We start from the raw sequence: 14,713 nt of genomic DNA, 5'->3' as shown, positions 1-14,713 counted from the left end.
CATGCAGAACATCGCAGAGCATATGGAAGTCATCGGCGCCGACGGCGTCCATGTCGGCACAGTCGATCGCGTCGAGGGCAACCGCATCAAGCTGACCAAGAAGGATAGCGGTGAGGGCAGCCACAAGGGTCATCATCACTTCATCGACAAGGGCCTCGTCGCTGATGTCGAAGGCAACAAGGTCCGGCTGTCGGCCAAAGCGTCGGTGGCCGTGACCATGGAAGAGGAAAAGTAGGGCGCACACTCTTCGTTCCTGATCTGTACCACTATTCGGCCGCCTGCACGTTCCGGTAGCCTCTGCGCGTGTCGCGTATCTCAGGGGTTGCCAGGGAATGGCGGAGCCGGGCCGGCCGCAGCGTGTCTCGCATGGGATCGCAGGAACCTGGCCGGCGGGCCGCACCGCCTCGGCCGGCGGCTTTGCACCGGCGGGCTTTGGCGCCTGGCCCGCGCTCGTCGAGACGTCGCGCCAATGGGCCAGCGCCGAGGCCGGCGCCGGCCGGCTGTTGCCCTGGGTACCCGTCGCTTTCGGCAGCGGCATCGCGCTCTACTTTGCGGCCGACCACGAGCCGGTGCTGTGGGTGGTTGCCACAACGGCCATCGCGCTGATGCTCGGCGCCGTCCTGTTGCGGCGGAGCCGGCTGTTTGCGCCGGCGCTTCTGATCGCGGCGGTCGCGGCAGGCTTTGCCATCGCGACCTGGAAGACGGCGCGCGTTGCGCACACGGTTTTGGCAAAACCGCTCTATTCGGTGTCGCTGTCGGGCTTCGTCGAGACCCGCGACATTCGCGAGCGCACCGATCGCTTCGTGCTGCGCGTCACTGCGATGGAGGCGCAGCGCAGCGACGTCAAGCTCGAGCGCGTGCGGCTGTCGGTGCGCAAGGGGACCGCGCCCGAGGTCGGCAGCTTCGTGCAGCTCAAGGCGCGGCTGATGCCGCCGATCTCGCCGGTGCGCCCCGGCAGCTATGATTTCTCGCGCGACATGTTCTTCCAGGGCATCGGTGCCTCCGGCTTCGTGATGGGCGCGATCACGGCTGCAGTGCCGCCGGATGCCGGCGGCTTGCGGCTGCGCTACGCCGCTTTCATGCAGGGCCTGCGCGATGCGATCGATGCGCGCATCCGCGCAACGCTCGAAGGCGACAACCGCGCGATCGCGACCGCGCTTCTGACCGGCCGGCGTGATGCGATCACTGCGCCCGTCAATGAGGCGATGTTCGTCTCGGGGCTCGGCCACGTGCTTTCGATCTCGGGCTATCACATGGCCGTCGTTGCCGGCGTCGTGTTCTTCGCGGTGCGCGCGCTGCTGGCCTTGATCCCGGGACTGGCGGTCGGCTTCCCCATCAAGAAATGGTCGGCGGCCGCGGCGCTCGTTGCCGCCGCGTTCTATCTTTTGCTCTCGGGCGCGGAGGTCGCGACGCAACGCTCGTTCTTCATGACCGCGGTGGTGCTGATCGCCGTCATGGTCGATCGCCGCGCCATCACCTTCCGCACGCTGGCCGTGGCCGCGCTGATCGTGCTCGCGGTCGCGCCGGAGGCGCTGGTGCATCCGAGCTTCCAGATGTCGTTTGCGGCAACGCTCGGGCTGGTGGCGCTGGTGCAGATCGGGATGCCGAACCTGTTTGCTTCGCCCGACCATTCCGCGACCGCGCGCATCGCGCTGTGGGGCGGCCGCGAGATTGCCATGCTGTTCCTGGCCTCGCTGATCGCGGGGCTTGCGACCACGCCCTATGCCGCCTTCCACTTCCATCGCGTCACGCCGTACGGCGTGCTCGCCAATCTCGGCGCGATGCCGGTGGTCTCGGCGCTGGTGATGCCGGCCGGATTGCTCGGCCTGCTCGCGGCTCCCTTCGGCCTCGACGGCGTGTTCTGGTGGCTGATGGGGATCGGCATCGACTGGATGGTCGCGGTGTCGCGCTGGGTGGCGGCACTGCCGGGCGCGGTCGGGCGCCTCCCGGCGTTCGGCATCGCGCCGCTGATCGCGGCCAGTCTCGGCATCATTGTCATGGGTCTCTTGCGCACGCCGTTGCGCTGGTCAGGCGGGCTGGTGCTGTTGGCTGCGATCCTCTGGGGCCTGTCGGTGCGGCCGCCGGATATCCTGATCGCTGGGGACGGCCAGAGCGTTGCGGTGCGAGGGAGGGACGGGCACCTGCACGTGATCCGGGCGAGCAAGGACAGCTTTCTGCTGAAAGAGTGGCTGGCTGCCGACGCCGATCCGCGCGACGCGGGCAGTGCGTCGCTGGCCGACGGCGTGTCGTGCGACGATGCCGGCTGCGTGACGCCGCTTGCCGATGGTCGCCTCGTCGCGCTGGCTGTGCGCATTGATGCGCTGGCTGACGATTGCAGCCGCGCCGCGCTGGTGGTGACGGCCCGGCCAGCTGCGCCGGATTGCGCGGCGATGGTGGTCGACCGGCAGCGTCTCGCCGCGCAGGGCGCGCTCGCGCTGACACGGCGCGGCGACGGCTTTGCGGTCCAGGCAGTCAAGGCAAGAGGCGCTGACCGCCCGTGGGCACCGGCAACTGCCAGCGAGGGCGATTTTGGCGCGAGCCTTGCGCCGCCAGCGGCGGCGTCCCGCAACCGGGATGCGACGCCGTCCGAGGCGGACATGCAGGCTGAGGATTGAGCGGACGGGCTACAGGTACCAGGCCAGCACGGCGTCGAGCCCGGCTTTCCCGATCACCGGCAAGGCCACCATCTGGCTCAGCCCGGACGCGCGGGCTTCAGTGGCCGCGATAGAATTGTCATGCGCCAGATCATCGTTGAGGGCGGGCATCGCGGTGGCCCAGGCGCCGCCGATGCTGCCCTCGCTCCTGCCGATGGATTTGTCTGCATAGAGCGCGGCAAGGTCGGTCTGGGCGCTGCAATCCCCGGCGCGGAACACCAGCGCAGAACGGGCCTCGTTCGGTACCCAGATCTCGAAGCGCCGTGCAATCGGCGTCGCCTGCGCGGAGAGGAAGGTCAGCACCCAGGTCTGGTCGGTACTGGTCTGGTAGGGCACGCCGACACCGAGATTGATCCCGACCTCGGCGGCGTCTTCCCAGCGCAGAAAGCTCTTGGCGTTGTGCAGGTCCTTGATGATCAGCGGCAGGCCGGCTTTCCAGGTGCGTCCGGGCAGGCCGAAGCCGCGCGGAAACCTGGTGTGGCGCGAGTTGAACTCGAACATCTCGGCGGTGCCATAGTAGCCGTCGACGAGCCCCATCTCGTGGGAGGTATCGGGATCGTTGTGCCAGAGCTCGATCGCGCCGACATGCGCTTCGTCGTCGCCGCAGAACAGCACCATTACGGCCTGCAGGAATTCGCCTGAAAACACCGGCACCGCCACGCCGCAGGTCAGGCCTGCCGCGAGCGCCTGGTCGGTCCGCTTGAAGTAGGAATTGGCGAATTTGGTGAGGATGACGGGATGGCCAGAAGCCCAGGCCTTGCCGGGAAGGCCCTCATCACGTCCGAAGCGCATATCTTCACTTGCGGCTTCGAACGCGGACAGCCCTTCGCCGTAGAGGCCGCCGCCGAATTCCAGCCGCATACGCGTTCGGTCGGGCACCCAGAGTTCAACGACGCGAATGAAGGTCTTCATCGAACGTGTCCGCTGCCTCAAGCCTTTTGGCAGCATCGGCCATTTGCCTGCGGAACGGACGTTCAAAATTCAGGCAGGGCAGCGCAAACTTCGTGCGACGGAGAACAGCGGCGGGTGGTCCGGCGAAGGTATTTTCGAAGATGCAAACCGCACCACGTCGCCGGCCACGGCCGGCGATGGCGATTTCATTCCTGGCCCCGACCCGTGAGCCGGGGTGCGGCTACGTCAGCCGATCGGCAGGCGTGTGATCGTCGGCCTGTCGGCGGTGATCTGCGGCTTGTGCTCGCGCTCGCCCACCGGCTGGGTCACCGGCAATTGCAGCACGGTTGCGCGCTGGCCTTCGACGAGCTGAGTCACCAGCACGTATTTGCCGTCGGGGAATTCGATCGCATCGTGATGGCGGTCCGGAATGTGCGGATCGATCTTGCCGAACTTGCCGACGCGCGAGTTGATGGTGCGCGTCCAGATCCAGCGATTGTCGTAACGGACGTTGTCGGCGAAAGCGAGCTCCGTTCCCGGCAGCAGGCATACCGCAACCGACATGTCGGCTTCGGAGGCGAAGCCGCGTGTCGAGGTGCCGCGGAAGGTTGTCGTGACGATCGTTTCGCCGACTTCGGCGGGACGCGTCGCGACGGCGTGCAGGCTGTAGTCACACATCGGGGTGCTCCTCATTCGAAGATAGCAACCCGCGCCTCTTGTCGAGGCGTAGGCCTCTATCAGAGTGGAAGCATACAACGGTCTGCTTGTTTGTGGGCAAATCTGCGGCTTTGGGTCCGCAGGCCGCCATCACAATATCTTTTTCAGATGCACGAGGAACAAAGTCAGCTTCCGTGCATTCGGCATGCTTCTCCGTCAGCGGCCAGCAGGTGCCGACCAGCCCGAATACGGCCAGGCGGGTTGCGGCGGCTGTGCAATGGCACCGTGTGCGTTGCGGAATTGCTCGCTCGTCGTCGCTGGCGTCGTCTTGCGGACGTGATGCGACTGTGCGGCGACGGCCTGTGACACCGACGTTGCGATCAGCGCCATCGTGACGGTGCTCAAGACGATCTTGCGCATGGTTATCTCCTCGGTTTCTCAAAAGGCCCGCAAAGCGATGAGTGCTTCGCGCGGCGTGCCGAGGATCTAGCGCGGGAGAGGTGGCCGGATAATCTGTGCAGAACCAGAAAGACTATCCAGCCGGAGCGGACAATTGTCCGCTCCAACAGGTGTCGAACGATCGCGAGGGCAGCTCAGTACTTCCGGTACAGGCCGATCAGCTTGCCCTGAATCTTCACCCGGTTGGGCGGCAGGATGCGGACCTCATAGGCGGCGTTGGCGGGCTCGAGCGCGATCGAGGCGCCGCGGCGGCGGAAGCGCTTCAGCGTAGCTTCCTCGTCGTCGATCAGCGCCACCACGATGTCGCCGGTGTCGGCGCTCTCGTTGCGCTGGATCAGCGCCATGTCGCCGTCGAGGATGCCGGCTTCCACCATCGAATCGCCGCGCACCTCAAGCGCGTAGTGCTCGCCGGAGCCGAGCATGTCAGGCGGTACGCTGATGGTGTGGCTGCGGGTCTGCAGCGCCTCGATGGGCGTGCCGGCCGCGATACGGCCCATGACAGGCACGGCGACGGGACGCTCACCCTCGTCGGCGGGCAGGCTGGACGTCGTGCGCACCTTGCCGAGATTGCCCTCGATGACGCTCGGCGTGAAGCCGCGGCGGTTGCCGGCAGCCGCCTGGAGCTCGGGCAGCTTGATGACTTCGATCGCGCGGGCCCGGTTGGGCAGGCGCCGGATGAAGCCGCGCTCCTCGAGTGCGGTGATCAGGCGATGGATGCCCGATTTCGAGCGCAGGTCGAGCGCGTCCTTCATCTCGTCGAAGGAGGGCGGCACGCCGCTTTCCTTCAGACGCTCGCTGATGAATCGCAGAAGCTCGTATTGTTTGCGCGTTAACATCTCGACCAAATCCCCCGGTTGATGTCGTTCGATTCCGAGACGCTGGTTCAGCGATAAGCCGCTGCATGCTCGAAACAAATCATGAACGGACACTATATGTTCGATATGTGTTCCGCAACTGCTTAATTTACCGTGAACAGGGCAAAGTTCGCGGAACGCGTGTGGCCGTGCAGCTCAGACGGGGAGCCGCAGCACCTCGCAAGGCGTGCCGGCCTCGGCCTTGGGGGCGAATGGCGCGCGCACGAGAAGTACCTGTGCCGCAGCGAGATTCGCAAGCAGTGAAGAGTCCTGATGGCTGACGGGAAGGGCGACGAGATTGCCATCGTCGCGCAGCTCCAGGCGCGCGCGGAGATAATCCTCACGCTGGTCGTTTGCGCCGACGTCGCGGCCGAGCACGGCGCGCTCGCGGCGATGGTGAATCACCTGTTGGCCCGACAACGCGCGAATCAGCGGCACCATGAACAGGAAGCCGCACACATAGGATGACACGGGATTACCGGGCAGGCCGATCACGCGCATCGTGCCGAGCCGCCCGTGCATCATCGGCTTGCCCGGCCGCATCGCGATCTTCCAGAACGTCATCGCGATCCCCTCGGCCTTGAGCGCCTGCTGGACCAGGTCGTGGTCGCCGACGGAGGCGCCGCCGGTCGTGATCAGGATGTCGGCGCCGCTCTCGCGGGCCTGGCGTATTCCGGCGGTGGTGGCCTCCAGCGTGTCCGCGGCAACGCCGAGGTCGACGGTATCAGCGCCCTCCTGGCGGGCGAGCGCGTGCAGGGCATAGCCGTTGGAGGAGACGATCTGGCCGGGGCCGGGCGTTGCTCCGGGCATCACCAGCTCGTCGCCGGTGGCGAGGATCGCGACCTTCGGACGGCGTTGGACGGGCAGGTGCGGGTGGTTCATCCCGGCGGCGAGCGCCAGGTCGCGGTCGGTGAGCCGGGTTCCCTTCCGCAGCAGCACGTCGCCCTCGGCAAAGTCGACCCCGGCGCGCCGGATGTGCCGTCCGGGAATCGCTGCTTCCTTGATCGTGATGCGCTTGCCGTTCGTGACCGTATCCTCCTGGATCACGACCGCGTCCGCGCCGGCAGGAACGACGCCGCCGGTGAAGATCCGGACGGCTTCGCCGGCGCCGACCAATCCGGCAAACGGCCGCCCGGCCGCGACCTCGCCGATGACCGTCAGCTGGGAATCGATCGTCGCCGCATCGGCCGCGCGCACGGCATAGCCGTCCATCGCCGACATCGCCTCCGGCGGCTGCGTGCGCCGCGCCGCGACGTCGCGCGCGAGCACGCGGTGGTAGGCTTGGTCGAGGGCCACCGCTTCTTCGGCCAGAGGCTCTGCACCCGCGAGCACGGCGGCAAGCGCATCGGATACCGGCATCAGGGCCACGGCGAACTCCCGCAACAATCGAAGGACTCGGTCGGCAGCGTTCTAGCCGAGCGGAGAGGCTGAAGCAAAAGGGCTCCTCGACGGAGCGAGAAGCCACACTTCCTTTTGGCGGAGGCTCGGCTTATCTTCCCTCCATGACCAAATTGCTCGAAAAAGCGCTCCAGGCCGTGCGGCAGCTTCCTGCGGATAGCCAGGACGAAATTGCGCGCGCGATGCTGGCCTTGACCGGAAACGCAGGAGAGCCCGAGGAGATCGACCCGGGGCATCTTCCGGCGGTCCTTGAGGGGCTTGCACAAGCCAATCTCCGGCAGTTTTCATCTGATGCCGAGGTGGAAGTCGCATTTCGCCGCTTCGAGCGATGAAACTCCGGTTCACCCCGCGCGCGACACAAGATCTCATCAGCATTGCCGAGTATGTTCGGGACTACAGCCCGCAAGGCGCGTTGCGCGTGCGTGCTGCGATCCTTCAATCGCTTCAGAATCTCGTTCGCTTCCCGCGACTTGGTAGACCGCAGCAGGTTGAGGGCGTGCGCAAGCTGGTGACGCGGCGATATCCGTATTTGGTCTATTATGCGCTGGACGAGCGGCCGGCGAAGTCGTCATTCTCACGATCCAGCATCCCGCACGGGAACGCGAGCATTCGGACACCTGAGGACCTCAAATCCTCCGCGGCATGATCCGGAAGGCGAGACAGACCGGTACGAGGACGGCCATGGCAAGCACGAGAAGAACGAGCGCCACGGCCAGCATCGGTCAACTCCCGGCCGGGTCGCCCGGACTGACGTCCGGCGCTTTGGGGCCCTGGTCCTTATCGGGCAGCGGGTCGGCCTGGGATTTCAGGTCGGCGGCCTTGCTGATCAGCTTGGCGGATAGGTCCGAATCCGAGGTGGTTCTTGCGAACTCGAGCAGGAGAGAGGCTTGCTTGGTGAGGTAGGATTTGCCCAGCACGTCGATCAGTCCAATGTAGAAGTCCCAACGGACTCAAGAGTCCGGAAGGGCGGATTCCGTTCCCGGAACTCTGTACAAAAATGCACAAAGCGATTTGGTTCCTCATTTTTGGCAGATGAGTTCCCGGAACCGCACGTGCCGGGAGGCGGGTCCGTTCAAATCCCGAGCTTCTTCAGCGCCTCACCGACGTCACGGGGGGAGGTCACATGCACCGCCGTCAATCCGCGCGCCCTTGCCCCCTCGATGTTTTCTGCGAGGTCGTCGAAGAACACGATGCGGCTCGCCGGCATGCCCATGGCGGCCACGACATGGTCGAAAGCCTCCGCGTCCGGTTTGCGCAGGCCGATGCTGGATGACAGATAGAGCTCGCGAAAATGGCCAAGCAGGCCGGCATATTCCTTCGAGAAGTAGTCCACATGCGGCCGGTTGGTGTTGGAGAAGGCGTAAAGCGGCATCCGCTTGGCCGCCCGCGGCAACAGCTCCGCGATGTCAGGCATCTCGCCGGCGAAGATCGCGTTCCAGCCTTCCAGGAACTGCGCATCCGAGATGCCGATCCCGAGCGAAGCACGCAGCGAGGCGAAATAGTCCTCGTCGCTGATCTTGCCGACCTCGTGGAGCCGATAGGCCTCACAGTCGCGCACAAAGCGCGCGACGATGGCTTCAGGCTGGCAGCCGGCATGTCCCGCCCAGCAGGCGATCACCTTGGAGAAATCGATATCGAGCACCACGCGCCCGAGATCGAACAGAAGCGCATCTGCGCTGCCGGGAGAGAGCGAAGTCATAGCGTCCTTTTCACTTCAATATCGATAGGGGTCGTGGTCGAACAGCGGGAACGCGCTGAACACGCTCGGCGCGTTGGTGGCGATGGCCGGATGCAGGCAGGATTTGTCAACCTCGGCGAACGAGGTGGCGCCCAGAAGGCCGAGGCAACGCAGCACCTCGTCTTCCAGTAACTCCAGCATCCGCGTCACGCCGGCTTCGCCGGCCGCCGCCAGGGCCCAGCATTGCAGCCGGCCGATGCCGACGAGGTCGGCGCCGGCCGCAATCGCCTTGACGATGTCGGTGCCGCGGCAGAAGCCGCCATCGACCATGATCTTGGCGCGGCCTTTCACGGCGTCGACGATTTCAGGCAGGACATGCATGGCGCCGCGCCCGTGATCGAGCTGGCGGCCGCCATGGTTGGAGACGTAGATCCACTCGACGCCGTGATCGAGCGCGATCAACGCGTCCTCGGCGGTGGCGATGCCCTTCAGGATCAGGGGGATCTTGAACTTGTCCTTGATCATCTTCACCGTTCGCCATTCCAGTCCTTTCTGGTAGTCGCCGCCAGTGGCGCGCAGGCGGCTCTCGCGAACATAGCGCTTGGCGATGTCACGTTCGCGACGGCTGTAATGGGCGGTGTCCACGGTCAGGCAGAAGGCGGCATAGGCGTTCTTCTCGGCGCGGCTGACGACATCGGCGACGAAGGCGTCGTCACCACGGACATAGAGCTGGAACAGGCGCAGCGCATCGGGGGCGGCTTCAGCGGTTTTCTCCAGCCCCGGCTCGGTTACCGAGCTCAGCATGTGTGCCGCGCCGAAGGCGCGGGCGGCGCGGGCGACGGCCGCCGCTCCGTGCGGGTCGAAGACTTCCAGCGCCCCGACTGGCGCCAGCACCACCGGCAGGCGCATCTTGCGGCCGAACTGCTCGACCGAGCCGTCGACCTCATGCACGTCGCGCAGCACACGCGGGCGAAAGGCGATCTCGTCCAGCGCCATGCGGTTGCGGCGCATCGTGGTCTCGGTTTCGGCGGCGCCGACGATATAATCCCAGGCGTTCTGGTTGAGGTTGGCGCGCGCCTTCTTGATGAATTCGTGCAGATTCTGGAACGGCTCGTTGCTGGCGCCGAGTTCGACGTTCCGTTCCGGCCGGATGCGGGGCGCTTCGTTCATTGTTATCCTCCCGAGAATTTGAAGCCTTGTGTCATCGCCTAACCCGTCCAGCTCTCCAAAACCATCCTAAAATCGCATAGCTGCGAGGCGCGGGCCGGCCGACCAAGTCCCGTCTTTCGCGCGAGACGGTTTCGGAACGTTGCCAAAAGTTTAGGTCCGGACGAAGGGGTTTTTGCAGGTAACCCGCCTGCGTGGGGGGCGGCCATGAAGAAACCTGAATGGTGTTGTGAGAAGCGGGCTGGATCGCCATTTGCATGGCGGCTCCCGAGCCCCGAGCAAGAAGGCTGACTCATCCATGCGGAAATCCCTGCTGTTCCCCCTGGGCGCGCTCACCGGCGTGTGCCTGACCCTTCTGGTATCCGGTCCGCAGGGCGGGCTATGGGCGGCGAGGGCGGCGGCGGGCGCGGACGATGCCTATTCCAAGCTCAACCTGTTCGGCGAAGTGTTCGAGCGGGTGAAGGCGAGCTACGTCGAGAAGCCTGATAATGCCAAGCTGATTGAAGGCGCGATCACCGGCATGGTGACCTCGCTCGATCCGCATTCGCGCTACATGAACGACAAGGCCTGGACCGAGATGCAGGAGACCACCTCCGGCGAGTTCGGCGGGCTCGGCATCGAGGTCACCATGGAGGATGGCCTCGTCAAGGTCGTCTCGCCGATCGACGACACGCCGGCCTCGAAGGCCGGCCTCATGTCCGGCGACCTCATCAGCAAGATCGACGGCGAGGCCGTGCAGGGCATGACGCTCGAGCAGGCCGTCAACAAGATGAAGGGCCCGGTCGACACCAAGACCAAGCTCACCATCGTGCGCAAGGGCGCGGACGCCCCGCTCGACGTCGCGATCACGCGTGAGATCATCCACGTGCGCCCCGTGCGCTTCCACGTCGAGAACGGCGACATCGGCTATATCCGCGTCACCTCGTTCAACGAGCAGACCACCGACGGCCTGAAGAAGGCGATCGCCTCGATCTCCAAGCAGGTGCCGCAGGAGAAGCTGGTCGGCTACGTGATGGACCTGCGCAACAATCCGGGCGGATTGCTCGACCAGGCAGTGTCGGTGTCGAGCGCGTTCCTGCAGCGCGGCGAGGTCGTCTCGACCCGCGGCCGCAATCCGGAAGAAACCCAGCGCTTCACCGCGCATGGCGGCGATCTCACCAAGGGCAAGCCGCTGGTGATTCTGGTCAATGGTGGCTCGGCTTCGGCCTCGGAGATCGTGGCCGGTGCGCTGCATGACCACAAGCGTGCCACGATCATCGGCACGCGCTCGTTCGGCAAGGGCTCGGTGCAGACGATCATCCCGCTCGGCTCCGGCAACGGCGCGCTGGCGCTGACCACGGCGCGCTACTACACGCCGTCGGGCCGCTCGATCCAGGCCCAGGGCATCGCACCCGACATCGAGATCCTCCAGGACGTGCCGCCCGAGCTGAAGGGCCGGATGGACACCATGGCGGAGTCCCAGATGCGCGGGCATCTGTCGGCCGCCGATGGCACCGAGCAGACCGGATCGCAGTCCTATGTCCCGCCGGAGGAGAAGGACGACAAGGCCCTGCATGCGGCCTATGACTTCCTCCACGGCGTCACCGCCAATGCGGTCGCCGCCAAGCCGGCGCCGAAGGCTGCGGTGCCGAACTAGACCTTGCGATCTCCAGACATCGATCGCCCGGGAGCGGATGGCCGCTCCCGGGCGAATTCGTTTTGAGCTCAGCTCGGATTCATGGCCGCAAAGGTCGCCTCATAGCGGCCGTCGCGTTCGGCCCAGCGGCGGGCGCGGTCGCGTTCGACCAGCACTTCGTCGCGGGGATGGACCCGCAACTCCAGCAATTGCATGACTTCCGCGATGTAGGCGCTGAGCGGCATGGCGCGCGCATCGCTCGCCTGCGCGGTGCCGGTGAGCTCGGTCTGCACATAGGGCGGCGCGAGCTCCAGCACCTCGACCGGGATCCTGCGGAGTTGGTATCGCAGCGACTGCAGCCAGGAATGCAGGAACGCCTTGCTGGCGCAGTAGGTCGGGAAGTCGGCGCGGGGCACGAAGGCGAGATTTGAGCTGGTTGCGATGATCGTTGCGTTCTGCTGCTTTTTCAGAGCCGGCAGGAACGCCGCCGTGACGCGCAGCACGCCGAGAATGTTGGTCTCGACGATCGCCTCCGCGTCGGAGGCATCCCAGCCGTCCGCACGCATGTCCTCGGCCCGCGAGATGCCGGCGTTCGCGATCAGCACGTTGAGTTCGGGAAATCGTGTGCGAACCTCAGTCGACAGGCGCGGCAGGCTTGCGGGATCGTCGAGGTCGAGCGACATGCCGATCAGGCCGGGGCGCTCAGCCGTGATCTGATCGAGCAGGGCTTGCCGTCGCCCGGTGACGATGACGTGGTTGCCGCGGTCGTGGAAGGCTTCAGCGAGTGCACGGCCGATGCCGCTGGTGCCGCCGGTAATGAGGATCGTGTTGCCGGTCATCTTCATGGTTGCTGCCTTTCGGTTGAGGTGAAGGCCACGGCAACCCTGGGAATCCCGATGGTGCGCGATCCGGCAAGACAACGGACATCCAGGCGCGGTTGGGCCGCGCCGGAATGGGCCTCTTGAACGGGGGAGCGTCCGCAAACGGGAAGAGTGATGGCATGACCGTGGCGTCTCGTGAATCGAGATCTCCCTGCTGGGATCCTCTCGACAAAGGACGCGTTGGATGACGGTAACGCCTACGGCAGCGCCGCCTGGGCAGCTGCGGGGGCGGGAATACTTTGGGCGAGCGTAATCGTCAAGCCTGAAGCGGGGGAAGGCGTCTTCCCGCCGGACTGGCCTCGGAGGCGGGTGATCCCGCGGCTTCGCGAGCCGCGAGATCACGGCGTCATGGTCATTGCTGCTTCTTCGCGCCCGTATGGTGCGGGACTTCCGTCTTCGGTCCGCCGCCGTAATGGTGGCTGCCGCCGGATCCGCTGGTCGACCCGCCGTCGCTCTCCTTCTTGCCCATGTGGTGAGGGACCTCGGTCTTCGGTCCGCCTGCATAGTGGTGGCCGTTCTTCTCGTCGGTAGCGCTCGTCTGCGCCATCGCAGGCAGCGCGACGAAGGACATGATCGCGGCAGCGACGATCAGCTTGCGGTGACTCATTTTGGTTTCTCCTCGTTGACCTTGTCGAGTTGGTGTCAATCAAGTCCCGGTGGCTTGATTGAGTGGCAACCAAACCCGGAGTGCGATCGTCCGGGTTGAGCAAGATCAAATCGCCGATGCACGTGCCTGCACGCCTCGATGCGAAGATCGTCGAGTTGCCGCAGGCGACGGGAAGCGGCGATCTTCTTACAGAAAAAAATTGTAGCCGACGCCCCAATGGTGAGCTTCGTGCGATGCCCTCGATCATGCTGCTGGGCGAAGCAGAGATCTCGTCGGCAGGTGACGCTTCCGCCCGAAGACGAGAGGCGCCTCGATTCATTACGCGATTGAATCACAAAAAGATTTGGCTGGTGCGTCGATCGAGTTTGATGTCCGTCAATCCGGCATCAATGCCGCAACCTAGCGTGCCTGCGCGAATGAGCGGCGACGAGGTTGCGATCCGAAAGGCCGACCGCAAAAAGGAGAACGCGCCGTTGACTGACGAGACCATCTACGAGCCTGGCCGGCCTCTGCAGATCGCTCTTCTCTTGCGACGCCGGCTCTGGGAGACCATCACGATCAGATCGGTTCTGGCCAAGCCGCGACGCGATGTCCGGCTGGATCTGTTTCGCGGTCTGGCGAACTGGCTGATCTTCCTCGGACACATTCCGAATTCGGTGCTGGTCTGGTTCACGACGCGCAATTACGGCTTCAGCGACGGCGCCGATCTGTTCGTGTTGATCTCCGGCTACACCGCGACGTTCGTGTTCGGCTCCATGATGATGGAGCGTGGCTTCGTCATCGGGGCAACCCGGCTGCTGCGGCGGGTATGGCAGCTCTATGCCGCCCATCTGCTGCTGTTCTTCGTCTATCTCACCGCCGTGCATTACCTCGCGCACAGGTTCGACGACCTTCACCTCATGGATCAGTTCAACGTCGCGCCGCTGATGGACGTTCCCGTCGAGACGCTCTCGCAAGGCCTGCTCCTCAAGTTCAAGCCGCTCAATCTTGACGTCCTGCCGCTCTACATCGTGCTGATGGCCGCGTTTCCTGTTGTGCTTTGGCTCATGCTGCGATGGCGCAACGCGGTGATGATCGGCTCGCTTGGTCTTTATTTGGCCGCCCGCCATTACGGCTGGAACTTGCCCGCCTATCCCGCCGGTGTCTGGTATTTCAATCCGTTTGCTTGGCAATTGCTCTTCGTATTCGGAGCCTGGCTCGCCTTGGGAGGGGCGACGGCAAGCCGCTGGCTGCTGTCGTCCCGCGCGCTCTTTGTCATGAGCTGCGGCTTTCTGCTCTTCGCGCTTGTGATGACTCTGGCTGAACGAATTCCCGGGCTCAGGGAGCACATCCCTGAGGCACTCGCCACCGTCTTCATACCGAACGACAAGACCAATCTCAGCCCCTATCGGGTCATCCATCTGGCGAGCCTAGTGCTGATCGTCGTCTCGCTCGTTCCGATCGACTGGCCGGGACTGAAGTCGCCGTTGCTGCAGCCGTTGATTCGATGCGGCCAGCAATCCCTGCCGGTGTTCTGCGTCGGTCTCTTTCTTTCGTTCATCGCGCACTTCCTGCTTGATTTCGGATCGGAGGGAATTCCGGCTCAGCTCTTCGTTGGCGCTGCGGGTCTCTGGATCATGACGGGCGTCGCCTACTACCGGACCTGGTCGAAAGGCGTGGACAGAAGCCGATCGTCCGAGCAGGGCAGGGAGGCGGGCGAATGATGACTTCCGAGTTGATCGCAGCGGCCTTTGACGCCTCCTGCGTAAGAGTTGCCGGCGCTTCGCGTCTATATGGCCTGACCCGCCGCGCGCTGTCCTCATCGCCGATCTCGATGAGCAGATGACTATCCAAATCAACACTTGGAGAATGA

Annotated in this window: 17 protein-coding genes; 7 read left to right on the top strand and 10 right to left on the bottom strand. The window is 64.9% G+C overall.

Features of this window, described 5'->3' with window-relative positions; genetic code table 11:
- Nucleotide 1: 1 nt before the first annotated feature.
- Nucleotides 2-235 (top strand): DUF2171 domain-containing protein, encoded by a 234-nt coding sequence (locus JQ592_RS06455; RefSeq protein ID WP_024341296.1) that lies wholly within the window; start codon nt 2-4, stop codon nt 233-235.
- 97 nt (nt 236-332) lie between these two features.
- On the top strand, nt 333-2,615 hold the full coding sequence (locus JQ592_RS06450) for a ComEC/Rec2 family competence protein (RefSeq protein WP_211402059.1): 2,283 nt from the start codon (nt 333-335) through the stop codon (nt 2,613-2,615).
- A gap of 9 nt (nt 2,616-2,624) precedes the next feature.
- Here JQ592_RS06450 and JQ592_RS06445 read toward each other — a convergent pair whose 3' ends face one another.
- Nucleotides 2,625-3,566 (bottom strand): GAF domain-containing protein, encoded by a 942-nt coding sequence (locus JQ592_RS06445; protein WP_211402058.1) that lies wholly within the window; start codon nt 3,564-3,566, stop codon nt 2,625-2,627.
- Here JQ592_RS06445 and JQ592_RS06440 point away from each other — a divergent pair.
- Nucleotides 3,553-3,774, top strand: a complete 222-nt coding sequence (locus JQ592_RS06440; protein WP_211402057.1) for a hypothetical protein — start codon at nt 3,553-3,555, stop codon at nt 3,772-3,774. The two genes, JQ592_RS06445 and JQ592_RS06440, sit on opposite strands and share 14 nt — an antisense overlap.
- 17 nt (nt 3,775-3,791) lie before the next feature.
- Here the strand turns inward: JQ592_RS06440 and JQ592_RS06435 are convergent, their stop codons facing one another.
- The 4 genes from JQ592_RS06435 to JQ592_RS06420 all read right to left on the bottom strand — a co-directional run bounded on the left by JQ592_RS06435 (nt 3,792) and on the right by JQ592_RS06420 (nt 6,883).
- Nucleotides 3,792-4,223: a hypothetical protein gene (locus JQ592_RS06435; RefSeq protein WP_211402056.1), complete on the bottom strand. Its 432-nt coding sequence runs from the start codon at nt 4,221-4,223 to the stop codon at nt 3,792-3,794.
- Between the two features lie 195 nt (nt 4,224-4,418).
- Nucleotides 4,419-4,622, bottom strand: a complete 204-nt coding sequence (locus JQ592_RS06430) for a hypothetical protein (RefSeq protein WP_211402055.1) — start codon at nt 4,620-4,622, stop codon at nt 4,419-4,421.
- Nucleotides 4,623-4,795: 173 nt separating this feature from the next.
- The gene (gene lexA, locus JQ592_RS06425) at nt 4,796-5,497 is read right to left on the bottom strand and encodes a transcriptional repressor LexA (RefSeq protein ID WP_211402054.1); all 702 of its coding nucleotides are present in this window, start codon (nt 5,495-5,497) and stop codon (nt 4,796-4,798) included.
- 174 nt (nt 5,498-5,671) lie between these two features.
- Complete coding sequence (locus JQ592_RS06420; RefSeq protein ID WP_211402053.1) at nt 5,672-6,883, bottom strand: molybdopterin molybdotransferase MoeA; 1,212 nt, start codon at nt 6,881-6,883, stop codon at nt 5,672-5,674.
- 134 nt (nt 6,884-7,017) lie between these two features.
- On the opposite strand from JQ592_RS06420, the gene JQ592_RS06415 reads away from it, so the two are divergent.
- Together JQ592_RS06415 and JQ592_RS06410 are read left to right on the top strand one after the other, a co-directional pair.
- Nucleotides 7,018-7,245 carry a hypothetical protein gene (locus JQ592_RS06415; RefSeq protein WP_211402052.1) on the top strand — a complete coding sequence of 76 codons (228 nt, stop codon included), beginning with the start codon at nt 7,018-7,020 and terminating at the stop codon, nt 7,243-7,245.
- On the top strand, nt 7,242-7,559 hold the full coding sequence (locus JQ592_RS06410) for a type II toxin-antitoxin system RelE/ParE family toxin (RefSeq protein WP_246820200.1): 318 nt from the start codon (nt 7,242-7,244) through the stop codon (nt 7,557-7,559). Before JQ592_RS06415 ends, JQ592_RS06410 begins: the two co-directional genes overlap by 4 nt.
- A gap of 76 nt (nt 7,560-7,635) precedes the next feature.
- Here the strand turns inward: JQ592_RS06410 and JQ592_RS06405 are convergent, their stop codons facing one another.
- The 3 genes from JQ592_RS06405 to JQ592_RS06395 form a co-directional block, all read right to left on the bottom strand.
- Entirely contained in the window at nt 7,636-7,830 is a 195-nt protein-coding gene (locus JQ592_RS06405; RefSeq protein WP_211402051.1) for a hypothetical protein, read from the bottom strand.
- A 155-nt stretch (nt 7,831-7,985) separates the two neighbouring features.
- Nucleotides 7,986-8,612, bottom strand: a complete 627-nt coding sequence (locus tag JQ592_RS06400) for an HAD-IA family hydrolase (RefSeq protein ID WP_211402050.1) — start codon at nt 8,610-8,612, stop codon at nt 7,986-7,988.
- A 15-nt stretch (nt 8,613-8,627) separates the two neighbouring features.
- A complete protein-coding gene (locus tag JQ592_RS06395) occupies nt 8,628-9,761 on the bottom strand; it encodes an alpha-hydroxy acid oxidase (RefSeq protein WP_211402049.1) in 1,134 nt (377 codons plus the stop codon).
- A 295-nt stretch (nt 9,762-10,056) separates the two neighbouring features.
- Between JQ592_RS06395 and JQ592_RS06390 the strand changes: the two genes are divergently transcribed.
- On the top strand, nt 10,057-11,394 hold the full coding sequence (locus JQ592_RS06390) for a S41 family peptidase (RefSeq protein WP_211402048.1): 1,338 nt from the start codon (nt 10,057-10,059) through the stop codon (nt 11,392-11,394).
- A gap of 68 nt (nt 11,395-11,462) precedes the next feature.
- Here the strand turns inward: JQ592_RS06390 and JQ592_RS06385 are convergent, their stop codons facing one another.
- Both JQ592_RS06385 and JQ592_RS06380 read right to left on the bottom strand, forming a co-directional pair.
- Nucleotides 11,463-12,218, bottom strand: coding sequence for an SDR family oxidoreductase (locus JQ592_RS06385; protein WP_211402047.1), 756 nt, complete (start codon nt 12,216-12,218; stop codon nt 11,463-11,465).
- 388 nt (nt 12,219-12,606) lie between these two features.
- Nucleotides 12,607-12,861, bottom strand: a complete 255-nt coding sequence (locus JQ592_RS06380; RefSeq protein ID WP_211402046.1) for a hypothetical protein — start codon at nt 12,859-12,861, stop codon at nt 12,607-12,609.
- A gap of 473 nt (nt 12,862-13,334) precedes the next feature.
- Between JQ592_RS06380 and JQ592_RS06375 the strand changes: the two genes are divergently transcribed.
- Nucleotides 13,335-14,564, top strand: coding sequence for an OpgC domain-containing protein (locus tag JQ592_RS06375; protein WP_246820286.1), 1,230 nt, complete (start codon nt 13,335-13,337; stop codon nt 14,562-14,564).
- Nucleotides 14,565-14,713: the final 149 nt, after the last annotated feature.

This window comes from Bradyrhizobium iriomotense, from assembly GCF_018129405.1.
GTDB lineage: Bacteria > Pseudomonadota > Alphaproteobacteria > Rhizobiales > Xanthobacteraceae > Bradyrhizobium > Bradyrhizobium iriomotense_B.
Note: the sequence above shows the minus strand (reverse complement) of the source record. Positions and strands in the feature narration are given on the sequence as shown.